This is a genomic window from Azorhizobium sp. AG788 (assembly GCF_943371865.1).
Classification (GTDB): Bacteria; Pseudomonadota; Alphaproteobacteria; order Rhizobiales; family Xanthobacteraceae; genus Azorhizobium.
In genome coordinates this window covers 21,884-46,939 of sequence record NZ_CALRWL010000009.1, presented here as the reverse complement: position 1 = coordinate 46,939, position 25,056 = coordinate 21,884, and the positions used below count along the sequence as shown (strand labels likewise).

Below are 25,056 nucleotides of genomic sequence, written 5' to 3'. Positions count from 1 at the left end.
ACGGCGCCGCGCTCAGCCTTCGGTGAGGAGTTCATGGAACCAGGCGCCGACGCGGCGCCGCGACCGGCTGCGCGGTGCGCGCCGGATCGCCAGAAGGGACGAGAGCCGATGACGACGAGCCACCCCGCCGTTTCGAACGGCAGCTATGACGTGGAACAGGTCCGCGCGGATTTCCCGGCGCTGGCCATGGAAGTCCACGGCCACCCGCTCACCTATCTGGACAATGCCGCCTCCGCGCAGAAGCCAGTGCAGGTGCTCGACCGCATCCGCCGGGCCTATGAGAGCGAATATTCCAACGTCCACCGCGGCTTGCATTTCCTCGCCAACGCCATGACGGAAGCCTATGAGGGCGCCCGCGAGAGCGCCCGGCGCTTCCTCAATGCGGCATCCCTGGACGAGATCATCTTCACCCGCTCCGGCACCGGCTCGGTCAATCTGGTGGCCAATTCGCTGGGGCAGTCGATCCAGCCGGGGGATGAGATCGTGCTCTCCATCATGGAGCACCATTCCAACATCGTGCCCTGGACCTTCCTGCGCGACCGCAAGGGCGCGGTGATCAAGTGGGCCCCAGTACACGAGGATGGGTCATTCGACTTCGAGGCGTTCGAACAGCTGCTGACGCCCCGCACCAAGATCGTGGCCGTGACCCACATGTCCAACGTGCTCGGCACGGTGACCCCCATCAAGCGGATCATCCAGGCCGCCCACCATGTGGGCGCGAAAGTGCTGGTGGATGGCTGCCAGGCAGCAGTGCACCTGCCGGTGGACGTGCGCGATTTGGACGCGGACTTTTATGTGGTGACCGGCCACAAGCTCTATGGCCCCACCGGCATCGGCCTGCTGTATGGCAAGCGCCACCTGCTGGCGGAGATGCCTCCTTATGAGGGCGGCGGCGAGATGATCCGGGAAGTGGAAGAGACCCGCGTCACCTATGCGGAGCCGCCGCACCGCTTCGAGGCCGGGACCCCGCCCATCGTGCAGGCGGTGGGGCTTGGGGCAGCGCTCGACTATATGGATCTGATCGGCCGCGAGCGCATTGCCGCCCATGAGCATGCCATTTCCGCTTATGCCCATGAGCAGCTCGGCGCCATGAACAGCCTGCGCATCATCGGCACCGCGGCGGACAAGGGCGCGATCATTTCCTTCGAGATGAAGGGCGCCCATCCCCACGACGTGGCCACCATCATCGATCGTTATGGCGTGGCGGTGCGCGCGGGCACCCATTGCGCTCAGCCGCTTTTGGCCCGATATGGCACTACAGCCACATGTCGCGCGTCTTTCGCGCTCTATAATACGCGCAGCGATGTGGACCGTCTGGCGGCGGCCCTCCTCAAGGCGCAGGATTTGTTCTCATGACCGAACCCGTTGCCACCGATACCCCCAACGCGATGCAGGTCCAATCGGCGATTCCCGAGGCGGAATTGCTCGCCCTGACCGACAGCATCGTCGAGGCGATGAAGACCGTCTACGATCCTGAGATCCCGGTCGACATTTACGAACTGGGCCTGATCTACAAAGTCGACATCGCCGACGATCGCTCGGTGGCGGTGGAAATGACCCTCACCACCCCCAATTGCCCGTCGGCGGCGGAACTGCCGGGCATGGTGGAAAACGCGGTGGCCACGGTGGCCGGGATTTCCGGCGTGACCGTGGAGATCACGTTCGATCCCCCCTGGGACCAGGGCCGCATGTCCGAAGAGGCCCGCGCCACGCTCAATCTGTGGTGACGGCGTGAGCGGAGCGGCCGCACCGGCGCCGGCACTCGGCCACGTGGTCGAGACCGGCATCTATGTGGAGGATCTGGACCGGGCCTGCGCCTTCTACGAAGGCGTTCTCGGTCTCGCCCCGATGCTCTCCGATGCGCGCTTCCGGGCCTATCCCCTGGGTCGCACGGTGCTGCTGCTGTTCAAGCGCGGCTCGGCGCTGGAGACCATCCAATTGCCCGGCGGCACCATCCCGCCCCATGACGGGGCAGGGCGCTTGCATTTCGCTCTCGCGGTCGCCGCCGCTGACATTGGTCCGTGGCGCGTGCGCCTTGCGGACCACGGCGTGGAAATCGAGGGTGAGACCTGCTGGCCGAAAGGGGCGGTGAGCCTTTATTTCCGCGATCCCGACGGCAATTTGCTGGAACTGGTCAGCCCCGGCCTGTGGGCGAATTACTGAAAACCCCGCTTGTGTCGTCTCCCCGATGGCAGTACCAAGCGCGGCATTGCGGGGGCGGACCCGCACGTAGGCGTTAACGTGAACCAACGCGCAGCTCCCACCGGAACCCGGTGTCGGACCCTGCGCCTTGTGCTCATGGCCGACCCGGGATCCTTTTCAGGAATGCCCGATGACCACTGAAAGCCAGGATGTGAAGAGTGCCGATCCCGCGCCGCGCCACGCTGGCACCCGTGTGCGCTATACGCTGAAGGCCCGCATGCTCACCGTGCTGCGGACGCAGCGCCTGACCCCTTCGATGCTCCGTGTGGTCTTCACCGGCACGGACATGGACGGCTTTGAGAGCCGCGGCGCCGATGACCATGTGAAGCTTCTGTTCCCCGTGGACGGGCAAGACATCCCATTGCTGCCGACCTTTACTCCCAACGGCCCCGTGTTTGCCGAAGGCGCGGTGCGGCCGGAGGTTCGCGATTACACCCCGCGCGCCTACGACCCGGAATCGGGCGAACTGACCATTGATTTCGCCCTCCACGAGGCCGGCCCCGCCACCCAGTGGGCCATGCACGCCGTGCCCGGTCAGCGCATAGGCATGGCCGGTCCCAAGGGCTCCATGCTGCCAGCGGATGATTTTGACTGGTATCTGATGATCGGCGATGAGACCGCTTTGCCGGCCATTGCCCGGCGCCTGGAGGCGTTGCCATCGGGCATCCCGGCTTTGGTGTTCGTTGAAGTGGCGGGGCCCGCCGACGAACTTCCGCTGCCGAGCCGAGCGAACCTGACGCTTCGTTGGATTTACCGTGGCACGGCCGCAGCCGGCGAGGGGCAAGATCTGGAGGCAGCCGTGGCCGCTTGCGCGCTCCCCACTGGCGAGGGCTATGCCTGGGTGGCCTGCGAGGGCACCGTCGCCAAGCGTCTGCGCCGCATTCTTGTGGAGCAGCATGGTCATCCCGCCGTGTGGCTGAAGGCCTCCGGCTATTGGAAGCGCGGCGCACAGGGGGAGCACGAAACCATTTCCAGCTGACGCGGCATTTGCGCTCCTCAGTTGGCGCAGGCTTCGGCCCAGCTTGGCCTGCCAGCTTGCGTCCTCAGGGGAAATTCTGGCGAAACAGTCGGATGGGACACGCCGTGCGCTATTATCTGTTGGCGGCCGCGCCTTGCTCTCGGCGGGTTCATCCCCCATTTTAAGACAGATCGTATCCGCCGGCCTTGAACCGGCGTGGTTCGGAGAGAAATTTATGGCTTCCGCTTTGCGTGCTCGTCCCGCTGTCATGCGCATCACCGATGCGGCTGCGGCGCGTATCCATCAGATCATCGCCCGCACGACGCCGCCCCCGGTGGCGGTGCGGGTCGGGGTGAAGAATGGCGGCTGTGCCGGCATGTCCTACACCCTCGACTATGCCGCCGAGATTGCGCCCACCGACGAGGTGGTCGAGGACAAGGGCGTGAAGGTGATCGTCGATCCCAAGGCCATCCTGTTCCTGCTGGGCACAGAAATGGACTTCAAGACCGATAAGCTCTCCGCCCAGTTCGTGTTCAATAACCCCAACCAGACCTCCGCCTGCGGCTGCGGCGAGTCGGTGGCCATCACCCCGGTGGAAGAGGGTGCGCTCGCCGGCTGACCACCGGTGACGCCGGGGGCGCCCAAGGCCCAGCCGGGCCCGCGTCAGCGGCTCTTGAGAGCCTGCGTCGCTTGACGTTGACGTAGCGTTCGGCATTCGCCAGAAACTCCCTCTGCTCTGGGGGAGGTAGGAACGATGGCACTGAGGACGGCGACACCTGGGATTTTGGCGGGTCTGCTGGCATCTTCTGCATTTGGCGTGTTCGCGCGTGTAGTGTTTACGTTCGTCTTTTGGGGGGCGGGCCTCGGGAAGATCGCCGACTATCGCGGCACATTGGCCGAGATGGCCGCGTTCGGCCTCACTCCACCGAGCCTCTGGGCGCCGGCGGTGATCGCCACGCTGCTGATCGCCTCCGCCCTCATTATCCTCAACCGCTTCGCTTGGCTCGGATGCGGCATGCTGGCGGTTTTCGTGGCCCTCACCATTCCCATTGCCCATCCCTTCTGGGCGTTTCCGGAGCCGGAGGCGACCCACCATTTCCATGTGTTCGGCGAGCATGTCACGGTGATTGGCGCCCTGATGGTGGCGGCAATCCTGTGCCATCGCCTGGAGCAGGAACGCCGCTGAGCGGCCACCGCGGCTGCGGTCGGCGCCATCGCATGGGCGCGGCGCCGGGGGCCATACAGCTGGGATGATCCACCGCGTTCCACGACCTTTGCGCGCCAGGGCGTTTTCTCGGCGCGCGAACCCCCCTATGGTGCCGGGCGGATGCGGACGTGGCGAAACTGGTAGACGCAAGGCACTTAAAATGCCTCACCCGAAAGGGTATGCGGGTTCGATTCCCGCCGTCCGCACCATCCGAGCGCATAGGCTCGCGCTGTTCTCTGTGATCCCGTTGAGCCCCTGCTGTGCCATTGCGCACGGTCGAGCGCTGTCGCCGTTGCCATGGCCGTGCAACGCAGAGCTTCAGCGTTGCAACCCCGGGGCGTGAGCGGTACACATGGCATGAAGGTTCTAGAGCCTCTCGGGCCACTGCTTTGCTTGTCTGGCAAATATAGGGGTGAGACGGATGCGCCCTGGTCAAGTAAAGCCGCTCCTGCCCCTCCCGCGGCGGGCGCCGTGATGAGATGGACCGAGCCGCGCGCACGCTGGCAGCTCGCATTTGCGACACGCTGGTGCGGTTTTTTTCTGCTCTGGATCAGCCTTGGCCGAACCGGCGTCGCGGATCTGGTGGCCGGCGCCCTGGCGGCAGCACTCTCTGCGGCGGCCAGTCTGGCGCTGTTACCCGCAGGCGTTGGGCGTCTTCGCCCCCGCGCCGCTGCCCGGTTTGCGGGCCATTTCGCCGTGCGCTCGCTGGTGGCTGGTGTCGAGGTGGCCCGGCGTGCCTTCGCCCCGCGGCTGGATTTGCACCCGGGCTTCCTCACCGTTCCCACACGGTGTCCTCAGGGCCTCTCGCGCCAAGCCTTCCGGGCGATCATGAGCCTGCAGCCGGGGGCGGTTCCCGTTGCCCAGACCGAGACCACGCTGGTCCTGCATTGCCTGGACACCACCGGGGCCACGGCTGAGGATGTCTCTGCGGACGAGAGACTTTTCCTGAATGCGGGCCGAGCCGGCGGCGCTCATGGCTGAGGTCCTGCTGGTCGCAGCCGCCTGCATTCTGGTTTTCACCGCCGTGGCGATGGTGGGCATGTGGTGGCGCGGCGGCGTCGCGGACCAGATGATGTCCGTCCAGCTTCTGGGCAGCGGCGGCGTCGCGATCCTGCTGCTGCTCGCGGTGGCCAGCGGCCAGTGGGCAGTGCTCGATGTGGCGCTGTTGTTTGCGGTTCTGGCCGCGTTTGCGGCCTCCGCCTTCCACGGGGCCGCGGGGCGCCGTGACGACGCAGGCGCCGTGCGGCGGCCCGAGGGCCAATCGCCGAGTGGAGGCCCGCCCCCATGAGCCTTCTGACAGATCTTGTGACGATCACCTGCGTCCTCGCGGGCGTGGTGTTCTTCCTCGCCGGCACCCTGGGCCTGCTTCGATTTCCCGATACCCTCACCCGTCTGCACGCCTTGACCAAGGCCGACAATGTGGGGCTGGCCCTGATCGTCCTGGGGCTGCTGCCGCAGGCCGGGACTTTCCTGGACGCCCTCAAGATGGTGGCCATTTGGCTGCTGGTGCAACTGGCATCGGGCGCGGTGGCGCAACTCCTTGCGGAGGTCGCCCTCCGTTCGGCGCACGCGGCGGAGGCGAAAGAGTGAGCGGGGCGCTGGATGCCGGGATCGCGGCGCTGCTGCTGGGTGTGGCCTTTCGGGTGCTGCTGGCGCGCGATCCGCTTGGGGCCGTCATCGGCTTTGTTGCGCTTGGCCTGGTGATTGCGCTGGCCTGGGTCCGGCTTGCGGCGGTGGATGTGGCGCTGACCGAAGCGGCCATCGGCGGCGGCGTCACCGGCTTGGTGATGGTGCGTGCCGCCGCTCGCCTGCCGAAGCGGGAAGGCGCGCGGCAGACTGCAGATCGGGGCACAAACTGGATCGCGGCCGGGCTGTGCGTGCTGGTGTTCATCGGCCTCAGCGCCGTCGTGCTGGGGCTCCCGGAGCCAGCGCCGACGCTTGCGCCCGAAGCGGCGGCGCATCTGCCGGGGACGGGCCTGGGCAATCCGGTAACGGCGGTGCTGCTGGTCTATCGCGCGCTCGATACGCTGCTGGAAGTGGTGGTGCTGCTGCTGGCGCTGATTGCGATCTGGTCGCTTTCCGCCGATGCGTCCTGGCGCGGCGCGCCACCGCCACCTGGTCCGCGACAGCCCACCGAAGCGCTGGTCTTCCTGGCCCGCGTCCTGCCGCCCGTGGGCGTTCTGGTGGCGATCTATCTGTTCTGGGCGGGGGCGGACGTGCCCGGCGGCGCGTTCCAGGGCGGTGCGGTCCTGGCGGCCATGGGGCTGCTGGTGCTGCTCGCGGGGTTGTGCGCGCCCCCAAGGATCGGTGATCGCGGACTGCGGCTGCTGGTGCTGGCGGGGCCGGTGGTGTTCCTCGCGGTGGGCATGCTGGGCTGGGCGGTGGCGGGCGCCTTCCTGGGCTATCCGGAAGGGGCGGCGAAGCCGGTGATCATTGCGGTGGAAGCGGCGCTGACGCTCTCCATTGCCGTGATGTTGGCGCTGCTGGTGCTGGGGCCGCCCGCTGGGGCACGACAGCCATGAGTGGATCCTTCAGCCTGTCCGTGTTCGGCCTCGCCGGTGCTGGGCTGGTGGCCATCGGCCTATTCGGGCTGATCGTGCAGGGGGCGGCCTTTCGCAAGATCCTGGCGTTCAATCTGCTGGGTGGGGGCATCTTCCTGCTGATGGGGGTGATCGCCCGCCGTGGTGCCGCCGCGGGCTTCGGCGGTGATCCGGTGCCGCAGGCGCTGGTCATCACCGGTATCGTGGTGGCTTTCTCCGCCACGGCTTTGGCGGTGGCGTTGCTGCTCAGGCTCCAGGATGCCGGGGAACAGAATAGCGCAGCGGTGGACGATCGGGACCGCGCCGCCCGGCAGGGGGACGCATGACCCCTGCGGCGAGCCTGAGTTCTGCATCTTCCGCCTTCGGGGCGCTGCTGGTCCTGGCCGTGATCGTGCCCCTCTGCGGTCTCGTGCCCATGTTGCTGTGCGCCCCGCGGCGGGTGGAGCAGGTGGCGCTGCTGCTTCTGGGGTTGGGGGGGCTGATCGTCGGCGCTATCGCGGTACGGGTCGCCGCCACCGGTGCGGCGTTGGATGACGTGATTGGCGGCTGGGCGCCGCCTTTGGGCATGGCGCTGCGGGCGGACGGTCTGTCGGTGGTCATGCTGGTCATGACCGCCGTGGTGGTGGTCGCCACCGGGCTGTTCGCGCGCACCGACCGTGCGGCGCCGACGTCGGCGATGCCGCCGGCATTCTGGATGCTGCTCATGGGGCTGTGGAGCGCGCTCAATCTGGTTTTCGTGGCCCAGGACCTGTTCTCGCTTTATGTGGCGCTGGAACTGCTGACCTTCGCCGCAGTGCCCCTGGTGTGCCTTGATGGCAGCCGCAAGACGCTGGATGCGGCGCTGCGCTACCTGTTGTTCGCGCTGTTCGGCTCGGTGCTGTACCTGCTGGCCACCGCGCTTCTGTATGGGGCCTACGGCACCCTGGATCTCCCACAACTGGCGCAGCATGTCCGGGCGAGCGGGACACCGGAGCCGGCCCTGGTGCTGGCCTTGGCCTTGATGAGCGTGGGCATGGCGGCCAAGGCCGCGCTGTTTCCGCTGCACCTGTGGCTGCCGCCCGCCCATGCGGGCGCGCCGGCTGCGGCCAGCGCGTTGCTGTCGGCACTGGTCATCAAGGCGCCGATCTACCTGCTGGTGCGGATCTGGTGCGATCTGGCCGGACCGCCACTGGCGGCGGCGGGTGCCCCGCTGCTGGCGATCATGGGCGCGGGCGCGGTGTGGCTCTGCGGGGTGATGGCGCTGCGACAGGGGCGGCTGAAGCTGCTGATCGCCTATTCGACCGCGGCGCAGATCGGCTATCTGTTCCTCATGTTTCCGCTTGCCGGAATCGCCGGCGCCGCCCCCTGGGAGACCATCGCCTGGACCGGGGGCGCGCTGCAGCTTGTCTCTCACGCTTTCTCCAAGGCCGCCATGTTCATGGCGGCCGGTCTGATCGCGGAAGCCCTCGGGCACGACCGGATCGCGGACTTCGGCGGACTGGGACGGATTTTGCCGGTGAGTGTGTTCGCCTTTGGGCTTGGCGGCCTGTCGCTCATGGGCCTGCCCCCGAGCGGAGGGTTCGTGGCCAAGGTAATGCTCCTCACCGCCGCCGTGCAGCAGGAGCGGTGGTGGATCGCCGGAGTGATCCTGGCGGGTGGCTTGTTGGCGGGCGGCTATGTGCTGCGGGTGGTGGTTCCGGCGCTGTTCCGCACTGGCGGGGCGGTGGCGGTGGCACAGGTCTCCCCGCGACGCCAAGGGGTCGCGCTGGGGCTCGCCCTGGTGGCGGTTGTTCTCGGTTTTGTGCCGTTGCAGCCGATCGGGTTTTTGGCGATCGGGCGTGCGGCCCTGATCGGGTCGGCGCCATGAGCGGCGCCTCGGGTGTCCTGTCCCTTCTTCTGCCGGCGGCGCCCGCGCTGCCGTGCCTGCTCGCCTTGCTCTGCGTGGCGCCGAAGGTGCGGCGATGGGCGCCGGCGATGATGGCGCTCGCGCCGGTGCCGGCACTGCTGGCGGCGCTGCTGGTGCCGCAGGGTATTTCGCCTCTGTCGGCGCCCGCGCCCCTTCGCATCACCCTGACCCTGGATGCGCCGGGCGCGCTTCTGCTGGGGACCTCGGCGGTGCTGTGGATGGCCGCCGGGGCCTATGCCGCCGTCTATCTGCGCGATGATCCGGCGCGACCGCGCTTTGCCATCTGGTGGCTGCTCACCATGGGTGGCAGCTTCGGCGTGTTCATCGTGGCCGACCTGTCGAGTTTCTATCTCGCCTTCGCCTTGGCCAGCCTTTCAGCCTATGGGCTGGTCGCCCATGACGACACGCCGGAGGCCCGCCGGGCGGGTGCGCTCTACCTCGGTCTGACCCTGTTCGGTGAGGCGTTGCTGATAGCCGGCTTCGTGATGCTTGCGGCCGGCAGCCCGGATGGCAATCCGCTCATCGCCGATGCGGTGGCGGGGCTGGCCGTCTCCCCCTGGCGCGACGCCATCGTGGCGCTGCTGGTCGCGGGCTTCGGGCTCAAGATGGGCTTTGTGCCCCTGCATGTCTGGATGCCCATCGCCCACGGCGTGGCGCCGGTTCCGGGTTCCGCGGTGCTCAGCGGCATCGTGGTGAAGGCGGGGGTGATCGGTCTCATCCGCTTCCTCCCCATGGATGGGATGCTGTCCGCCTGGGGCGCGGCCATCACCACCATGGGCATCGTCACCGCCTATTACGGCATCGCCATCGGCCTCACCCAGTCCCATCCCAAGCGGGTGCTGGCTTATTCCACCGTGAGCCAGATGGGTGTGGTGGGGGCGGTGATCGGTGCCGGGCTGTGGAGCGGCGACGCGGCGGCACCGGTGATCGCGGCCTTTTATGCCGCGAACCACATCCTGCTGAAGGGGGCCATGTTCCTGGCGGTTGGCATCGCCGCCGCGAGTGGTGCGCGCTGCCTATGGCTGGTTCTGGCCGTCAGCGCGGTCCTGGGTCTGAGCCTTGCGGGCCTTCCGCTGACCGGCGGCGCGTTGGCCAAGATCGCCATCAAGGGACCGCTGGGGGAGGGGATGGCGGGAAGCCTGTTGGCGCTGTCGGCGGCAGGCACGACGATGCTCATGGCGCGCTTCGTTATCCGGCTGCAGGCGTCAGCGGACGGCAGCAGCCATCGCTTCCCACCCCTCGCGTTGGGGGCGCCCTGGCTGGCGTTGTGTGGCGGTGCTTTGGTGGTGCCGTTCGTGCTGTTCCAGCCGGTGACGGGCGCGAGCCTGGCCAGCGCATTCAGCGCCGGCAGCCTATGGAAGGGCCTCTGGCCGGTGGCCCTGGGGCTGGTCGCGACGACGGCGCTGGCGTGGCGCGGGCCGCGGCTGCGGGAGATTCCGGCCGGTGATGTATTGCTGCTGGCCGAGCGCCTGGCGCCGGCGGTTTCGGCGCTGTCGGAGGGCGTGGGACGTTTGGATGAGGGACTGCGTCGATGGCCCGTCGCCGGGCTGCTGGTGCTGGCCTTGATCGTTGCCTTTGCGACAGCATTGGAGGCGACGCGGTGATGCGGGCGCTGATGCTATTCGCTGGCCTGGGCTCTGCGCGTGGAAGGCTGATCGTTTCCCGGCTTTGGTTTTCTGCGATGTCACGACACCTTCGAATAGGGTCCTCTATAAAGCGTCACGCGTGAAATTTTATCGGTCGCAACCGATTCAATGACTTGCTAAGGATTGCCTTCATGTCAAGCGGCTGTCAGGCTGAGCTTGTCGGTAGACAATAGGTGCGCATGACATTGGATCTAGCCAATGTCTGTGCCCCTGAGACATCATAGGGCGGGTGGGATGTTCCGATCGGTCGGCGGGGCGCCGTTGCTTGTATTGGCGCTGGTGGCGCCTTTCCTTCTGGCTGGCTGCGGAAAGGAAAAGGAGCCTGTCGCGTCCGATCCGCGACCGGTGCGCACGGTGGCCGCCACGCCCCGCCCCGCCGGGGACGCCATTTCTCTCACCGGCCATGTGGAAGCCCAGAACGAGGCGACCTACGGCTTCCGCGTCGGCGGGCGAATTATTGAGCGTCTGGTCAATGTGGGCGATGTCATCAAGCCGGGTCAGGTCCTTGCCAGGTTGGACCCGCAGAATGAACTGAACGCATTGCGCTCCGCCGAAGCCGGCGTGTCGAGCGCGGAAGCGCAATTGAGCCAGGCCCGCAATGCCTATGAGCGCCAGCGCACGCTGCTGGACCGCGGCTTCACGCCCCGCGCTCAATTCGAAGTGGCCGAGCAGGCGTTCCGGACCGCACGCGCTCGGATGGACGACGCACAGGCGCAATTGAAGACCGCCCAGGATCGGCTGGGCTTCACCGAACTGAAGGCCGATGCGGGCGGAACCGTCACCGCCCGCCGGGCCGAGCCTGGTGAAGTGGTGCAGCCGGGCCAGGCCGTGCTGCAGGTGGCCCGCAGCAATGGCCGCGACGCGGTGTTCGACGTTCCCGCCTCCGTCCTGCGGACCATGCCGGGCGATCCGGAGATCATCGTCAGCCTGACCGATGACGCGGGCGTCACCGCCATGGGCCGGGTGCGCGAAGTGGCGCCCCAAGCCGATCCGGTGACCCGCACATTCCAGGTGCGGGTCGGGCTGATCGATGCGCCGGAGGCGATGCGGCTGGGCTCCACGGTGACCGGCCGGGTCAAGCTCGACACCGGCCCGGTGATTGAAATTCCCGCCTCCGCTCTGACGCGGGTGAAGGACCAGCCGGCGGTGTGGATCGTGGATCCCGCCACCAAGACGGTGTCGCTGCGCAATATCGAGGTGCTGCGCTTCACGCCCGCGGCGGTGACCGTTGCAGATGGGCTCAAGCCCGCCGACATCGTGGTCACGGCCGGTGTGCAGGCGCTGCATCCCGGCCAGAAGGTGCGCCTGCTGGGAGCGGCTCTGTGAGGGGCCTCAACCTGTCGGAGTGGGCGCTCCGCCACCGTTCGGTGGTCATCTATTTCATGGCCGTGGCGGTGCTCGCCGGCCTCCTGGCCTATAACCGGCTCGGGCGCGGGGAAGACCCCACCTTTATCATCAAGACCATGGTGGTGCAGGCGGCCTGGCCCGGTGCCACGGTCGAAGACACGGTCAAGCAGGTGACCGAACGCCTGGAGCGCACGCTCCAGGAAACCCCCAAGCTGGATTTCCTGCGCAGTTATACCAGCGCCGGTGTCACCACCATCTTCGTTAATCTCAAGGGCAGCGCCACCGGCCAAGAGGTGCCGGACATTTGGTACCACGTGCGCAAGTCCATCGGCGACATGCGCCACACCTTGCCCGCCGGCATCGTCGGGCCGGGGTTCAATGACGAGTTCGGCGACACCTTCGGCATCATCTACGGCTTCACCACCGACGGCTTTTCCCAACGCGAATTGCGCGACTATGTGGAGGAGGTTCGCTCCAAGCTGCTGCAGGTGCCGGACGTCTCGAAGATCGAGATCCTCGGCGTGCAGGACGAGCGCATCTTCATCGAATTCTCCATGCAGGAACTGGCCAGTCTCGGCATCGATCGCTCGGCGGTGCTGGCCGCACTGCAGCGGCAGAATATCGTCAGCCCCGCCGGCATTATCCAGACCGGCGACGAAGCAATCTCCGTGCGCGTCACCGGCGCGTTCAATTCCGAGCAGGACATCGCCAATGTGAATTTCGTGGTGGGCGGGCGGCTGCTGCGGCTCAGCGATATCGCCACCGTGCGCCGGGGCTATGCGGATCCGCCCAAGCCGCAGTTCCGCGCCAATGGCGTGCCCGCCATCGGCCTTGCCATCGCCATGCGCGACGGCGGCGACATCCTGGCGCTCGGCAAGGCCATCAAGACCGCCATGGCGGAGATCACCGACGATCTGCCCATCGGCATCGAGCCGGTGCTGGTGGCCGATCAGGCGGTGACGGTGGACCATTCCATCGCCGAGTTCATGTCCTCGCTCTGGCAGGCCATCGGCATCATCCTGGTGATCTCGTTCATCAGCCTGGGCGTGCGCGCGGGGGCGGTGGTGGCGCTGTCCATCCCGCTGACGCTGGCGGTGGTGTTCGCCATCATGGAGCTTGCGGGCATCGACATGCAGCGGATCTCGCTGGGGGCCCTCATCATCGCTTTGGCGCTGATGGTGGACGATGCCATGACCACCACCGACGCCATGATCAACCGTCTGGCGGCGGGCGATGACAAGGAGGTGGCCGCCACCTTCGCCTTCAAGACCTATGCCTTCGCCATGCTGGCGGGAACCTTCGTCACCGTGGCCGGCTTCGTGCCCATCGGTTTTGCGGCCTCCTCGGCGGGCGAATACACCTTCTCGCTGTTCGCGGTGGTGTCCATTGCGCTCTTGGTGTCGTGGGTGGTGGCGGTGGTGTTCGCGCCGCTGCTGGGGGTGATGATCCTCAAGCCGCCGAAGAAGAGCGCCGCGACCGGCCCCGGCCGGGTGATCGGCCTCTATGTGGGCCTGCTGTCCTTTGCGCTGCGCTGGCGGTGGGCGACCCTCGCGGTCACCGTCGCGCTGTTCGCAGCGGCGGTTCTGGCGCTCCCGCTCATTCCCAAGCAGTTCTTCCCGGCCTCGGACCGGCCGGAACTGCTGGTGGATCTGCGCCTGCCGCAGAATGCGTCCATCTATGCCAGCGAGGATATCGCCAAGCGCTTCGACGCAGTTCTGAAGAGCGACCCGGACGTGGAGCGCTGGAGCACCTATGTGGGGCGCGGCGCCATTCGTTTCTATCTGCCGCTCAACGTGCAACTGCCCAACGACTTCTTCGCCCAGGCGGTGATCGTCGCCAAGGACATCGACGCCCGCGAGCGGTTGCGGGTGCGCCTGGACAAGCTGCTCGCCACTGATTTTCCGAGCCTGATCGGGCGGGTCTATCCGCTGGAATTGGGCCCGGCGGTGGGATGGCCGGTGCAATATCGGGTCAGCGGACCCGATGTGGAGAAGGTGCGCGAGATCGCGTTCGATCTGGCGCGGGTGGTGGCCAGCGATCGCGATGCGGAGAAGGTCAATTTCGACTGGATCGAGCCGGCCCGCGAAATCCGCATCCGGGTGGACCAGGATCAGGCCCGCCTGCTGGGCCTGAGCACCCAGAGCCTTGCCGGGGTGCTGAATACGGTGATTTCCGGCGCGCCGGTGACCCAGGTGCGGGACGACATCTATCTGGTGGATGTGGTGGCGCGGGCCACCGACGAGCAGCGGGTATCGCTGGAAACCCTGTCCACCCTGCAGATCCCCCTGGCCAGCGGGCGCACCGTACCCCTGAGCCAGTTGGCCACTTTCGAATATGCCCAGGCCTATCCGGTGATCTGGCGGCGTGATCGCGTCCCCACCCTCATTGTCCAGGCGGATGTGGTCACCGGCGCCTTGCCGGAGGGGGTGGTCGCGGCGCTCGCGCCGCAGATTCAGGACCTGACCAAAGCGCTGCCGCGCGGCTACCACATCACCGTGGGCGGCACCGTGGAGGAGAGCGCGCGCTCCAGCGCTTCGGTGTTTGCGGTGGTGCCGGTGATGCTGCTGCTGATGTTCACGGTGCTGATGTTCCAGCTCCAGAACTTCCAGCGCCTGTTCCTCGTTTTGTCGGTGGCCCCATTGGGGCTGATCGGAGTGGCCGCGGCGCTGCTCTTGTCGGGCCGGCCCCTGGGCTTCGTCGCCATCCTCGGCATCCTGGCCCTGATCGGGATGATCACCAAGAATGCGGTGATCCTGATCGGCCAGATCGAGGCCGAGCGTGCGCTGGGGCACACGGTGTGGGATGCGGTGATCACCGCCAGCAGCTCGCGCTTCCGGCCCATCATGCTCACCGCCGTCTCCACCGTTCTGGGCATGATCCCCATCGCACCCACGGTGTTCTGGGGGCCAATGGCCTTTGCGATCATGGGCGGCCTTCTGGTCGGGACGCTGCTCACGCTGGTGTTCCTGCCAGCGCTCTATGTCACCTGGTTCGGGCCTAATGCCCGCACCCCAGCGATGAAGCCGACTTCCGCACCGGACGGCGTCACGTCCCACGGCTGAGGCCATACGGCCGCCGCCCGTCCTGGGCGGCGGAAACCGATCGTGAAAAGGGATGCGGCACATGCCGGACCAGACAGTCACAGGCGAACGCGCACCCGTGCTCGTGGACTTTGCCCTTCAGGGCGGCGGCTCCCACGGTGCCTTCACCTGGGGCGTTCTTGACCGGCTGCTGGAGGAGCCCTGGCTCACCATCGACGGCATTTCCGGCACCTCCGCCGGGGCGATGAATGCGGCCGTGCTGGCGGACGGCTTTGCGGCCGGCGGAGCGTCCGGTGCCCGAGAAGCGCTGCAGACCTATTGGAAGCGGGTGGCCGAGGCGGCGCGGTTCAGCCCGTTCCAGCGCGGCCCGATCGACAAGATGATGGGTCGCTGGACGCTGGACAACTCGCCTCTGTTCGTGACCCTCGATCTGGTCTCGCGGCTCTACTCACCTTACGACCTCAATCCCGGCAATTCCCACCCGCTGCGCAGCATCCTTGAAGACCTGATCAATTTCGAGCGTCTGAAGACCTCGCCGATCCGGCTGTTCATCACCGCCACCAATGTGCGCACCGGGCGCGGCCGGGTATTCCGCAATGGCGAGATCACCCCCGATGTGCTGCTGGCTTCCGCCTGCCTGCCCACCATGTTCCAGGCCATCAAGATCGATGGCGAGAGCTATTGGGACGGCGGCTATTCCGGCAATCCCACCATGACGCCCTTGGTGCGGGAACTAGACTCCGATGACACCATCCTCATTCCCATCAATCCGGTGGAGCGGCCGGGCACGCCCAATTCGGCGCGAGAGATCCTCAATCGGCTGAATGAAGTGTCGTTCAATGCGGTGCTCCTGAAGGAACTGCGCATGATCGCACTGATGCGGCAGGTGGCGGATCCCGGGCATACGGAGGGTGCGCAATGGGCCAAGATGCGCATCCATATGGTGCCCAATGCGTTGATGGCGACGCTCGGCTCTTCCTCGAAGCTCAATGCGGAATGGGAGTTCCTGACCATGCTGCGCGACGAGGGGCGCAAGTCCGCCGAGACGTTCCTCGCCACCAGCGCGGACAATCTCGGCAAACGCTCCTCGCTCGATCTCGACCTGCTGCTGGAAGGCGTGTGACACCATGGGCCTGCTCGGCATCCTGATCGGCCTCGGCCTCCTGCTGTTCCTGGCCTTCCGCGGCTGGAGCATCCTGTTGCTGGCGCCGGCGGCGGCGCTGGTGGCTGCGGCGTTCGCGGGCGAGCCGCTGCTCGCCCACTGGACGCAGACCTTCATGTCGAATGCGGCGAGCTTCATCGCCCAGTTCTTCCCGCTGTTCCTGCTGGGGGCGCTGTTCGGCAAGCTGATGGACGACAGCGGCTCGGTGACGGTGATCGCCGACGAGATGACCCGACGCCTCGGCGAGAAGCGGGCGATCCTGGCGGTGGTGCTGGCCGGGGCCATCGTCACCTATGGCGGCGTCAGCCTGTTCGTGGCTTTCTTCGTGCTGGCGCCCATGGCACAGGCACTGTTCCGTGCCGCGGGCATTCCCCGGCGCCTGATGCCCGCGGCGATCGCGCTGGGCACCTCCACCTTCACCATGTCCGCCATGCCGGGCACACCGGCGATCCAGAACGCCATCCCCATGCCGTTCTTCGGCACCACGCCCTTTGCGGCGCCGGGCCTTGGGATCATCGCGTCGGCGGTGATGCTGGGCTTCGGTATGTGGTGGCTGAACCGGGCCGAGCGCATCGCCCGCAGCCGGGGCGAGGGCTTTGGCGATACGCTCATCGTGGATGCGGCGCAGGTGGCCGACGATGAATTCATCCGCGAGCGGGCCACCGGCTCCCACGAGTTCGACACTGCCGAACTGACCCATGGCGCCCATAGTTCCAAGGGGCCGCCGCTGTGGGCCGCGGCGCTGCCGCTGGTGGTGGTGGTGGCGGTCAATCTGGTGATGTCGCTGGTGGTGCTGCCGCGGCTCGACGTGAGCTTCCTGGCGGAGGTACGCTTTGGCGAAACCTCGCTGTCGGCGGTGGGCGGCGTGTGGTCGGTGGCCACTGCTCTGGCGGCGGCGATCCTCGTCCTGATCGGGCTGAACTTCAGCCGGCTGCCCAATCTGCGCAGCAGCATGGATGCGGGTGCCAATGCCTCGGTGTTGCCGGCCTTCAGTGTGGCGAGCCTGGTGGGGTTCGGCGCGGTGGTGGCGGCGATGCCGGCGTTTGAACTGGTGCGCACCTGGGTGCTGGGCATCGAGGGCGGGCCGCTGGTGTCGCTGGCGGTGGCCACCAATATCCTGGCGGCGCTCACCGGATCGGCCTCGGGCGGCCTGACCATCGCGCTGGATGCGCTGGGCGCCTCCTACATGACATTGGCGGCGGAGATCGGCCTCGAGCCGGCGCTGATGCACCGGGTGGCGGTGATCGGCTCGGGTACGCTGGATAGTCTGCCGCACAATGGCGCGGTGGTGACCTTGCTGGCGGTGTGCGGCTCCACCCATGCCAAGAGCTATTTTGACATCGTAATGGTGGCTGTGGTCAGCGCGCTGCTTGCCCTCGTTGCAGTCATCGTGATTGGAAGCGCCGTCGGCTCGTTCTGAGGTGGGCGCAGATGTGGTTCCACGCCGCCGGGCTCGGATCTGGCCCAGCGGCTTTTTCATGCGTATGGCCACGATGACGGGTGGGCTTGGTATGCTCCCCGGAGCGTGACGGGCGCCCGGGCGGATGTAAGCGACGATGCCGACGACAGTTCAGGTTACAGGATTGCTGACCTTCACCATCGCCATCCTGGTGTTCTTCCTGGGGGCGGGCCTCAACCGCGCGGTCGGCCCGCTGCGACGCTGGAATATCCCCGAGGCGGTAACGGGCGGCCTGATCGCGGCGCTCACAACCCTGTTTTGCTATGAGGTCCTGGGCCTTGCTGTGAGCTTCGATCTCGCCGCCCGCGATATGCTCCTGCTGTATTTCTTCGCCGGCATCGGCCTCAATGCGCGCCTGTCGGATCTGGTGGCGGGCGGTCGGCCGCTGGTGGTGCTGCTGATCCTGACCGTGGTGTATCTGGCGGTGCAGAACGGTTTGTCCGCCGGCACGAGCTTTCTGCTGGGCCTGCCGTCGGGCATGGCACCGCTGCTGGGATCGGTGTCGCTGATCGGCGGGCACGGCACCACCATTGCCTGGGCGCCGCTGATCACCGAGCGCTTCGGCCTCTCCAATGCGCTGGAGGTGGGCATTGCCTCGGCCACGCTGGGGCTGGTGATGGCCAGCCTGGTGGGCGGGCCGGTGGCCGGGCTGCTGATCTCCCGCTTTCGCCTGCACGGCAATGATGCCGCCGCACCCATGGTCGGGCTGCCGCAGGATGATGCTGGCCGCGAGTCCGGCAGCGTGACCCATCTCGACCTGCTCAGCACGCTGCTGGTGCTGAACATCTGCATTCTCATCGGCTACGCCTTGGAGGAGGCGGTGGAGCGCACCGGGCTGAAGTTGCCGCTGTTCGTGGTGTGCCTGCTGGTGGCCATCGTGCTGACCAATACGGTTCCGCGTGCGCTGCCACGCCTGACATGGCCGACCCGCTCGCGCGCGCTTGCCCTGGTGTCGGACCTGTCGCTGAATGTCTTCCTCGCCATGTCGCTCATGAGCATGCAGCTCTGGACGCTGGGCGGATTGGGGCCGGCCCTGGTGGTGGTGCTGGGCGTTCAGACCGTGGGCGCCGTGCTCTACATCCTGTTCGTGGTGTTCCCGGCCATGGGCCGCAATTATCAGGCAGCGGTGCTCGCGGCCGGTTTCACCGGCATCAGCCTCGGGGCCACGCCCACCGCCATCGCCAACATGACGGCGGTGACCAAGGTCCATGGCGCGGCGCCCACCGCCTTCATCATTCTGCCGCTGGTGTCGGCCTTCTTCATCGATATCGCCAATGCGGTGGCCATCGGCTTCTTCCTGCGGTGAAGGAACTCAGTTCCGCCCGCCGCCGGTAAACACCAGGATCGGGCTGGCCACCACCGTGCCCACCGCATTCCCCAGCGCCTGGGCCGCGCCGGCGCCGGTGGCGGCGGCGCTCTGATCATTGATGTTCTGGCCCGAACTCAACCGGGTTCCCAGCAGTTGCACCACTTCCGGACTGGTGGCGAACTTGCTGTGGTTTAGGGCATCGCCGTTCTGGAGGGCCGACAGGTCGAGCGCGACAATGCCTTCGCTCGCCTCCAGTTCAGCCAGTGTAGCCTCCTGGGTCAGATCCACCGCCCCGACCCGCGTGACCCCGCCCGAGATGAACCGCGACAGCGCCAGCGCGCGGTCGTTGCGCGAGACGAAGATGGTGATGCGGGGGCGCTTGGGGCCCATTTCGGCAATCTGGCGGCGGAAGACATCGAGGTCGAGATCGGGCGAGGCGAGAATGACGTTGGAGATCTTCGCCGGCACCCGTCCGTCCTGGAGCGCCAGTTGGCGCAGAGATTCCACCGTCAGCCACGCGCCCATGGAGTGGGCCATCACCACCACCTCATCCACAGCGGGGCTGCGGGCGGTCTCGCGCAGCACATAGGCGAGGTCGTTACGGGAGAAATTGGTGCTTTCGCGGTCATAATTATAGTCGAAGACTTGGCCGCGCGATGGCCAGGAGAACAGTACGGGCGCCAGATCCGCATGCATGTCATGGACGATCTGGGCGAAGCGGAAAACCGCGGAATCAAAGCGGGTATTGAAGCCATGGACGAAAATCAGCACGCGCTTCTTCTTCACCGCGTGGCCCTTGTACCAAGCCAGGACGCCGGAGCGCGGCACGTCGCTCAAGGATGTGACCGCGAATTCCGTCGCCGGGTCGGCGATGGCCTGACGGGGCCACTGGATGGAGCCGACTTCGCGGTTCGGGGGAATGGAGACGACCACATTGGTGAAGGAGAGGCCGCTGCCCCGTTCGCCATTATACACGACGCCGGGCAGGTCCGAGGGCGCGCGGGTGGTGGCAGCAAGTATATCCACGGTGGTGGCACCGGGTGCCGTTTCGGCCACGGGGGTGAGAGCGCCGCGGTCTGAGGGGGCGCAACTGACCGCCAGCAGGGCTAGCGCCAGGGCCAGGATGCGCGGCACCGCGGTTTTGGAACAAGACACCACGCAGCCCCCGCCACATTTGAACAGATTGATGCATCAAGCCTTTGGCTCGTGGGCGGTGCCCAAGCGCGGCGGCACCTTAGAGCACGGCGCTTGCCGGGGGAAGGCACGCCCGCCGCGCCGGCCATCAGGCCGGCAGGAGCAACACCCCTTCGGAAAGGGGCGTTGGATGCTATAGGAACAGGATAAAGCCACACGACCGGCCGGCGCTGCTTGCGTTCTTCTGCACGTCGCGACCGCCGCGTGAGGCTCCTCCCCGATCTTCAGTTGCGTTGCAGGCCATGACCGCTCCCACCGAAATCCGCCTCCGCCTCTCCACCCTGCGCACCTTCTTCGATGCGGAGGAGGCCGATCCGTTCGATGGCGTCGATACGGATCTTTCCGGCATCGACCAATTGATGGCCGTGCTGACCGCCCGCGGGGCTAGCGTCCACCGGCTGGTGGTGGACGTGCCGGAGCGTCCGGACGAAGACGATCTGGCCGCCCGGCTGCCGCGCGCATTGCGGACCTATTGCCACAACAAGATCAAGTATTGCCGCAGGGAGCGCAGCGCCGTTTGGAGCGAGGGGCGCCGGGCGTTGCGCGTCGGCATCGTGTTTTTGGCGGTGTGTCTCGGCCTGTCCGCCGGGATGGAGCATGTGCTGCGGGAAGCATCCGCAATCAGCTATCTGGTCTCCGAAGGGCTGCTGATCGCCGGCTGGGTGGGTCTGTGGCACCCCATGGAACTGCTGCTCTATGCGTGGTGGCCGTTCAGCCGTGACATCAAGCTCTATCAGCGGATCCAGGGGTTGACCGTCCAGGTGCATCGCCGCCCGGCCGAAGGCTGAGGCCAGGTCGCGGCAGCGGAAGCTGTGCGGCGCCCGAGGTCATAGGGCGCGGGGGCTTGCCGGGGACGTACGCCTTCGCCAATGCTGCACGCGGGCGTTGTGAAGGGGATGACATGGGCAAGGATCCGGTGATCAGGGCATTGGTCGGGCTCATTGCCCTGGTGGCCGTGGGGGCGGCGGTCAGCCTGGCCCAGTCGATCATTGCGCCGGTGGTGTTCGCGCTGTTCATCATCGCCATTGTCTGGCCGTTGCAGCGCGGCATGCAGCGGCACGTGCCGAAGCTGGCGGCGATGGCGGTCACGCTCATCGTGACGCTGCTGGTGGTGGGCTGCGTCCTCAGTATCGTGGTGTGGGGTTTCGCTCGGGTGGGGCAATGGACCCTGGCCAATGCAGGGCGCTTCCAGAGCCTCTATGGCCAGGCCGGAGACTGGCTGGAAGGCCACGGTTTCATCCTGGCCAGCATGGTCGCGGAGCATTTCGATGTCCGCTGGTTGCTGCGCCTGTTCCAGGAGATCTCCAGCCGGGTGCATGGCCTGTTCAGCTTCCTGGTGGTGACGTTCGTGTTCGTGATCCTCGGCCTGCTGGAGGTGGATGTTTTCGTGCGCCAGCTGGCGCGCACGCGACGCGGGGATGCCGGCGGCTTCATGCTCCGGGCCGGCGCCGATATCGCCGGCAAGATGCAGAAATACATGCTGGTGCGCACACTCATGAGCATCGCCACCGGCCTTGTGGTGTGGGGCTTCACATTGGCGTCGGGATTGGAACTGGCCACCGCCTGGGGCGCCATTGCGTTCGCGATGAACTATATCCCGTTCATCGGGCCATTCGTGGCAACCCTGCTGCCCACCTTCTTTGCTTTGGTGCAGTTTGAATCCTTCGAGATGGCGGCGTTCGTCTTCCTCTGCCTCAACCTGATCCAGTTCCTGTCCGGCAGCTATCTGGAGCCGCGCATCGCCGGCAAGGCGCTGGCGGTGTCGCCGTTCATGGTGCTGTTCGCGGTATTCTTCTTCGCCTTCCTGTGGGGCGTGCCGGGGGCCTTCATTGGCGTGCCGCTGCTGATCGCGATCCTGACCTTGTGCGCCCATCACGAGCCGACGCGTTGGGTGTCTGACCTGCTGTCCGGTCAGGCCCCCGCCGATCCCGTGGCCTTGGCGCCGGAGATGCCGCCTTCCGCCTGAGGCCGAAGCTTTATCGGCCGGCTGGTGGCGCCGCGGCGACGGGGATGTCGGCGGCAATCCGCTCCAGCATGAACGGCAGGAACGGGTTCGCGGTCATCCGCACCAGCATGTCCAGATTGACGATCAGCGCGCGCTGCTCGCCGCGGGCGGCGATGGACCCCAACTGAATGCCGAAGTCCTCGGATGGGCTGGTGGACGGCTCCATGCCGTAGAGGCCGTCATCCATGGGGAAGGGCAAGGCGACGTGCGACAGCGAGTAGATGTCGCGCGGATAAGACAGGCCGAGCGGGCGCACCTGTTCGGACGTGGCACCGGCCTCGGTCACCCGTTCCTCCACCTCCGCATCATTCAGGCTGCGGTTGGTGACGATGGTGGTGCGATAGGTGCGCGGGGCCGGTGGCAACAGGCGCGTAAGCACCCGGTCCGCCGCGGGGCGGAGCAATTGGTCAAGCTTGGTGTTGCGGTTGAGATCGAACAGCACCAGTTCGCTGCGCCCATCCGCCAGCAGGGTGTGCAAGGCAGTGATGATGGCCCCTGTGCTGACGGTGGAATCTAGCGCCGACTGGAAGGTGACCACGGGCGGGAAGTCCGGCAATCGTCCGCCGCGGGCGTGGGCGCGGATGCTGCCTTGCAGGGCCTGGGTCAGCAGATAGGACTGGCGGGCGCCGTTCACCGGAAACGAGTTGTACTTGAACGGGTTGAACTCCGGCACGATGCCGAGCCAAGCCGCCTTGGCGAAGGCCGGCAGAATGGCAGGCAGGCCCGCCAGTCCTGCGAAGCGAGCAAATTCCGTGATGCCCACCATGGGCGAGATCAGAACGATGCGGGAGGGCCGGGGCTGGGCGGGATCGTCGCTCGCCTCCAGCGCATTCATCAGCGCCAGGGCGCCGCCGTTGGAAAAGCCCACCAGATGGAGCGGGGCGTCCGGTCCCGCCCGGCGGCGGGCCTCGCGCATGGCCAGGCGCGTGGCGGCGGTCCAGTCCTGCCACGTGGCGGTGGTGAGCGCCGCCGGCACGGTGCCGTGTCCGGGCAGGCGGATGCCGAGCGCCACGAACCCGCGCTCCGCATAGGTCCGCGCCACATGGCGCAAGCTGTAGGGCGAATCCGTCAGTCCGTGCAGCAGCACCACGGCGCCCCGCACCGGCCCCTGCGGCTCCAGAACATAGGAGCGGTTCCAGTCCTGCTGGAAGTGCGGCGGATAGATCGGGCTGCCGTCGAAATAGCGATTGATGGGCAACCGGTCAGCTGGCGGGAGCTTCTCGGTGACTTCCCCGCGCACGGCGTCGAACAGGCGCTGCTCGGTGGCCAGATAAGACGCCCAATCCGCCCGATCCATTTCCGGGATGGTCAGTTCCTGGGGCACATAGGTGTGCCAAGGCTCCAGCGGCGGGCCGCGCTGGGTGTCGTAGATGCGCACTGCAAACACCGTCAGCGCCATGGCGAAGCCCAGGATGGAGAGACGCTTCAAGAGCTTCAACAAGCGCGCCATGGCTGCGGTGTCCGAAGATTGCGGATGAGGGCCGCCGCAGCCGGAACGGGCACCGCAGCCATTGCCGGTGCATATCAGAAAGCCGCGGACGGCGTACAGCACTGCGGGACGCCGCCCTTTAGGCCTCAGGCAGAGGTGCCGCCATCCACCAGCAGGCTGGTGCCGGTGACGTTGTCCGCATCGGGGCTGGCGAAATAGGCCACCGCCGCCGCGACTTCCTGCGCACTGCTGTAGCGCCCCAGGGCGCTGGCGGCGCGCTGGGCATCGGCGCGCGCGCCGGTCGCCGGGTTCATGTCGGTATCGGTGGAGCCTGGGTGCACCAGATTGACGGTGATGCCGCGCGGCCCCAGATCCCGCGCCAGGCCGCGGGTGAATCCCAGCAGGGCCGCCTTGCTCATGGCGTAAAGGGTGACGCCGGGTCGGGGCACCCGCTCCGCCAACTGGCTGCCGATGGAGATGATGCGCCCGCCCTTGGGCAGGTGGCGGGCGGCGGCCTGGGCGCCGACAAAGGCTGCGCGGGCATGGACCGCCAAGGCCAGGTCGATCTGCTCCAGCGTGACCTCTTCCAGCGGCCCGGTGGGGAAGACACCGGCATTGTTCACCAGGATGTCGAGGCGCCCAAAGCGTTCGGCAACCGCATCCACCGCCCGCACCACCGCCGCCGGATCGGCGCTGTCCGCATGCAATGCGAGGCCGCGGCGGCCGAGTGCCTCGATTTCCCGCACCACCTCAGCAGCCGGGCCGGGCGAGGTGGCGAAGGTGAGGGCCACATCCGCCCCATCCTGCGCCAAGCGAACGGCGATGGCGGCGCCGATGCCACGGCTCGCCCCGGTCACAAGCGCCACCTTTCCCTGCAAGGGCATGCGTTCGTTCATCTCAGTGCTCCTTTACGTACCAATCAGTATGAAAATGATTTGATGGGCTTGCGCGATCCGGTCAAGGGATTTATTTAACGATCGGTATGAAAACTAGTGGCGCAGAGCGGGGCCGCCCCCGCAGCTTTGATCGCGACCAGGCCCTCCACCGCGCCATGGAGGTGTTCTGGGCGCAGGGCTATGAGGGCGCCTCCATCGGCGACCTCACCGCCGCCATGGGCATCGAACGCCCGAGCCTCTATGCCGCCTTCGGCTGCAAGGAAGCGCTGTTTCGGCAGGCGGTGGAGCTTTACACGAAGGAGGGAAAGGGCTTGACCAAGCAGGCGCTCGCCCGTGCCCCCACCGCCCGCGCCGCCGTTGCCGCCATGCTGCACGACAATGCGGTGTTCTACGCCGCGCCGGGCAAGCCGCTGGGCTGCCTGGTGGTGTTGTCGGCGGTGGTCGGCACGCCCGCCAGCGCCGAGGTGCGCGCGGAACTGGTGGCCCGGCGCGATGATGTGCGCCGCGCCGTGGAAGCCCGCATCCGCCAGGGCATGGCGGACGGCGACGTGGCCGCCACCGCTGATGCGGGCCTGATGGCCAATTTCTATTGCACCGTGCTGAACGGCCTCTCGCTCCAGGCGCGCGATGGACGCAGCGCGGACGAGCTCATCGCCATCGGCGCCGCCGCCATCGCCGCTTGGGAGATCCTGGCGGGCGCGCCATGAGCGCGCCTTCAGCGGCGGGCGTGCCATGCGTTGCCCATTGGCGCGGCTCCGGTCCGTAGCGGAACCATT

Annotated in this window: 24 protein-coding genes and 1 tRNA gene; 22 read left to right on the top strand and 3 right to left on the bottom strand. The window is 67.0% G+C overall.

All coding sequences use genetic code 11. The features are described from left to right. The first annotated feature begins 108 nt into the window (after positions 1–108). From AAG816_RS07795 to gltS, 19 genes are all read left to right on the top strand, one after another. The gene (locus AAG816_RS07795; RefSeq protein WP_341989016.1) at positions 109–1,356 is read left to right on the top strand and encodes a cysteine desulfurase; all 1,248 of its coding nucleotides are present in this window, start codon (positions 109–111) and stop codon (positions 1,354–1,356) included. Further along, entirely contained in the window at positions 1,353–1,727 is a 375-nt protein-coding gene (locus AAG816_RS07790; RefSeq protein ID WP_341989015.1) for an SUF system Fe-S cluster assembly protein, read from the top strand. The genes AAG816_RS07795 and AAG816_RS07790 overlap by 4 nt, the downstream gene beginning before the upstream one ends. 4 nt (positions 1,728–1,731) lie before the next feature. After that, entirely contained in the window at positions 1,732–2,163 is a 432-nt protein-coding gene (locus tag AAG816_RS07785; protein ID WP_341989014.1) for a VOC family protein, read from the top strand. Positions 2,164–2,332: 169 nt separating this feature from the next. Continuing rightward, on the top strand, positions 2,333–3,181 hold the full coding sequence (locus tag AAG816_RS07780) for a siderophore-interacting protein (protein WP_341989013.1): 849 nt from the start codon (positions 2,333–2,335) through the stop codon (positions 3,179–3,181). A 214-nt stretch (positions 3,182–3,395) separates the two neighbouring features. Beyond that, positions 3,396–3,779, top strand: a complete 384-nt coding sequence (locus tag AAG816_RS07775; RefSeq protein ID WP_341989012.1) for an iron-sulfur cluster assembly accessory protein — start codon at positions 3,396–3,398, stop codon at positions 3,777–3,779. A gap of 198 nt (positions 3,780–3,977) precedes the next feature. Further along, positions 3,978–4,346 (top strand): DoxX family protein, encoded by a 369-nt coding sequence (locus tag AAG816_RS07770; RefSeq protein ID WP_341989011.1) that lies wholly within the window; start codon positions 3,978–3,980, stop codon positions 4,344–4,346. A 143-nt stretch (positions 4,347–4,489) separates the two neighbouring features. Next, a tRNA-Leu gene (locus AAG816_RS07765) sits at positions 4,490–4,576 on the top strand. Between the two features lie 265 nt (positions 4,577–4,841). Further along, complete coding sequence (locus AAG816_RS07760; protein WP_341989010.1) at positions 4,842–5,348, top strand: Na+/H+ antiporter subunit E; 507 nt, start codon at positions 4,842–4,844, stop codon at positions 5,346–5,348. Further along, positions 5,341–5,655 (top strand): monovalent cation/H+ antiporter complex subunit F, encoded by a 315-nt coding sequence (locus AAG816_RS07755; protein WP_341989009.1) that lies wholly within the window; start codon positions 5,341–5,343, stop codon positions 5,653–5,655. The genes AAG816_RS07760 and AAG816_RS07755 overlap by 8 nt, the downstream gene beginning before the upstream one ends. Further along, the gene (locus tag AAG816_RS07750) at positions 5,652–5,957 is read left to right on the top strand and encodes a monovalent cation/H(+) antiporter subunit G (RefSeq protein WP_341989008.1); all 306 of its coding nucleotides are present in this window, start codon (positions 5,652–5,654) and stop codon (positions 5,955–5,957) included. The genes AAG816_RS07755 and AAG816_RS07750 overlap by 4 nt, the downstream gene beginning before the upstream one ends. After that, positions 5,954–6,889 (top strand): hydrogenase subunit MbhD domain-containing protein, encoded by a 936-nt coding sequence (locus AAG816_RS07745; RefSeq protein ID WP_341989007.1) that lies wholly within the window; start codon positions 5,954–5,956, stop codon positions 6,887–6,889. The genes AAG816_RS07750 and AAG816_RS07745 overlap by 4 nt, the downstream gene beginning before the upstream one ends. Then, positions 6,886–7,233, top strand: coding sequence for an NADH-quinone oxidoreductase subunit K (locus AAG816_RS07740; protein ID WP_341989006.1), 348 nt, complete (start codon positions 6,886–6,888; stop codon positions 7,231–7,233). The genes AAG816_RS07745 and AAG816_RS07740 overlap by 4 nt, the downstream gene beginning before the upstream one ends. Then, entirely contained in the window at positions 7,230–8,753 is a 1,524-nt protein-coding gene (locus AAG816_RS07735; RefSeq protein WP_341989005.1) for a proton-conducting transporter membrane subunit, read from the top strand. Before AAG816_RS07740 ends, AAG816_RS07735 begins: the two co-directional genes overlap by 4 nt. Beyond that, complete coding sequence (locus AAG816_RS07730; RefSeq protein ID WP_341989004.1) at positions 8,750–10,396, top strand: complex I subunit 5 family protein; 1,647 nt, start codon at positions 8,750–8,752, stop codon at positions 10,394–10,396. The genes AAG816_RS07735 and AAG816_RS07730 overlap by 4 nt, the downstream gene beginning before the upstream one ends. Positions 10,397–10,672: 276 nt before the next feature. Next, positions 10,673–11,764 carry an efflux RND transporter periplasmic adaptor subunit gene (locus AAG816_RS07725; RefSeq protein WP_341989003.1) on the top strand — a complete coding sequence of 364 codons (1,092 nt, stop codon included), beginning with the start codon at positions 10,673–10,675 and terminating at the stop codon, positions 11,762–11,764. Then, positions 11,761–14,847, top strand: a complete 3,087-nt coding sequence (locus AAG816_RS07720) for an efflux RND transporter permease subunit (protein ID WP_341989002.1) — start codon at positions 11,761–11,763, stop codon at positions 14,845–14,847. The genes AAG816_RS07725 and AAG816_RS07720 overlap by 4 nt, the downstream gene beginning before the upstream one ends. A 61-nt stretch (positions 14,848–14,908) precedes the next feature. Next, complete coding sequence (locus AAG816_RS07715) at positions 14,909–15,949, top strand: patatin-like phospholipase family protein (RefSeq protein ID WP_341989001.1); 1,041 nt, start codon at positions 14,909–14,911, stop codon at positions 15,947–15,949. 4 nt (positions 15,950–15,953) lie between these two features. Then, positions 15,954–17,408 (top strand): GntP family permease, encoded by a 1,455-nt coding sequence (locus AAG816_RS07710; RefSeq protein WP_341989000.1) that lies wholly within the window; start codon positions 15,954–15,956, stop codon positions 17,406–17,408. A gap of 136 nt (positions 17,409–17,544) precedes the next feature. Then, on the top strand, positions 17,545–18,753 hold the full coding sequence (gene gltS / locus AAG816_RS07705; protein WP_341988999.1) for a sodium/glutamate symporter: 1,209 nt from the start codon (positions 17,545–17,547) through the stop codon (positions 18,751–18,753). A 6-nt stretch (positions 18,754–18,759) separates the two neighbouring features. On the opposite strand, the gene AAG816_RS07700 is transcribed toward gltS, so the two are convergent. After that, positions 18,760–19,911, bottom strand: coding sequence for an alpha/beta hydrolase (locus tag AAG816_RS07700; protein ID WP_341988998.1), 1,152 nt, complete (start codon positions 19,909–19,911; stop codon positions 18,760–18,762). Between the two features lie 281 nt (positions 19,912–20,192). Between AAG816_RS07700 and AAG816_RS07695 the strand changes: the two genes are divergently transcribed. Next, on the top strand, positions 20,193–20,738 hold the full coding sequence (locus tag AAG816_RS07695) for a hypothetical protein (RefSeq protein ID WP_341988996.1): 546 nt from the start codon (positions 20,193–20,195) through the stop codon (positions 20,736–20,738). Positions 20,739–20,851: 113 nt separating this feature from the next. Beyond that, positions 20,852–21,916, top strand: coding sequence for an AI-2E family transporter (locus AAG816_RS07690; RefSeq protein WP_341988995.1), 1,065 nt, complete (start codon positions 20,852–20,854; stop codon positions 21,914–21,916). Between the two features lie 10 nt (positions 21,917–21,926). Here AAG816_RS07690 and AAG816_RS07685 read toward each other — a convergent pair whose 3' ends face one another. Next, the gene (locus AAG816_RS07685; protein ID WP_341988994.1) at positions 21,927–23,405 is read right to left on the bottom strand and encodes an alpha/beta hydrolase; all 1,479 of its coding nucleotides are present in this window, start codon (positions 23,403–23,405) and stop codon (positions 21,927–21,929) included. Between the two features lie 125 nt (positions 23,406–23,530). Beyond that, positions 23,531–24,280: an SDR family oxidoreductase gene (locus tag AAG816_RS07680; RefSeq protein WP_341988993.1), complete on the bottom strand. Its 750-nt coding sequence runs from the start codon at positions 24,278–24,280 to the stop codon at positions 23,531–23,533. 86 nt (positions 24,281–24,366) lie between these two features. Between AAG816_RS07680 and AAG816_RS07675 the strand changes: the two genes are divergently transcribed. After that, positions 24,367–24,987, top strand: coding sequence for a TetR/AcrR family transcriptional regulator (locus tag AAG816_RS07675; protein WP_341988992.1), 621 nt, complete (start codon positions 24,367–24,369; stop codon positions 24,985–24,987). Positions 24,988–25,056: the final 69 nt, after the last annotated feature.

Coding starts and splice junctions, on each gene's coding strand:
- AAG816_RS07795 (WP_341989016.1), top strand. CDS start 109: ATGACGACGAGCCACCCCGCCGTTTCGAACGGCAGCTATGACGTGGAA.
- AAG816_RS07775 (WP_341989012.1), top strand. CDS start 3,396: ATGGCTTCCGCTTTGCGTGCTCGTCCCGCTGTCATGCGCATCACCGAT.
- AAG816_RS07755 (WP_341989009.1), top strand. CDS start 5,341: ATGGCTGAGGTCCTGCTGGTCGCAGCCGCCTGCATTCTGGTTTTCACC.
- AAG816_RS07690 (WP_341988995.1), top strand. CDS start 20,852: ATGGGCAAGGATCCGGTGATCAGGGCATTGGTCGGGCTCATTGCCCTG.
- AAG816_RS07695 (WP_341988996.1), top strand. CDS start 20,193: ATGACCGCTCCCACCGAAATCCGCCTCCGCCTCTCCACCCTGCGCACC.
- AAG816_RS07780 (WP_341989013.1), top strand. CDS start 2,333: ATGACCACTGAAAGCCAGGATGTGAAGAGTGCCGATCCCGCGCCGCGC.
- AAG816_RS07735 (WP_341989005.1), top strand. CDS start 7,230: ATGACCCCTGCGGCGAGCCTGAGTTCTGCATCTTCCGCCTTCGGGGCG.
- AAG816_RS07725 (WP_341989003.1), top strand. CDS start 10,673: ATGTTCCGATCGGTCGGCGGGGCGCCGTTGCTTGTATTGGCGCTGGTG.
- AAG816_RS07675 (WP_341988992.1), top strand. CDS start 24,367: ATGAAAACTAGTGGCGCAGAGCGGGGCCGCCCCCGCAGCTTTGATCGC.
- gltS (WP_341988999.1), top strand. CDS start 17,545: ATGCCGACGACAGTTCAGGTTACAGGATTGCTGACCTTCACCATCGCC.
- AAG816_RS07740 (WP_341989006.1), top strand. CDS start 6,886: ATGAGTGGATCCTTCAGCCTGTCCGTGTTCGGCCTCGCCGGTGCTGGG.
- AAG816_RS07715 (WP_341989001.1), top strand. CDS start 14,909: ATGCCGGACCAGACAGTCACAGGCGAACGCGCACCCGTGCTCGTGGAC.
- AAG816_RS07680 (WP_341988993.1), bottom strand. CDS start 24,280: ATGAACGAACGCATGCCCTTGCAGGGAAAGGTGGCGCTTGTGACCGGG.
- AAG816_RS07790 (WP_341989015.1), top strand. CDS start 1,353: ATGACCGAACCCGTTGCCACCGATACCCCCAACGCGATGCAGGTCCAA.
- AAG816_RS07760 (WP_341989010.1), top strand. CDS start 4,842: ATGAGATGGACCGAGCCGCGCGCACGCTGGCAGCTCGCATTTGCGACA.
- AAG816_RS07750 (WP_341989008.1), top strand. CDS start 5,652: ATGAGCCTTCTGACAGATCTTGTGACGATCACCTGCGTCCTCGCGGGC.
- AAG816_RS07710 (WP_341989000.1), top strand. CDS start 15,954: ATGGGCCTGCTCGGCATCCTGATCGGCCTCGGCCTCCTGCTGTTCCTG.
- AAG816_RS07730 (WP_341989004.1), top strand. CDS start 8,750: ATGAGCGGCGCCTCGGGTGTCCTGTCCCTTCTTCTGCCGGCGGCGCCC.
- AAG816_RS07685 (WP_341988994.1), bottom strand. CDS start 23,405: ATGGCGCGCTTGTTGAAGCTCTTGAAGCGTCTCTCCATCCTGGGCTTC.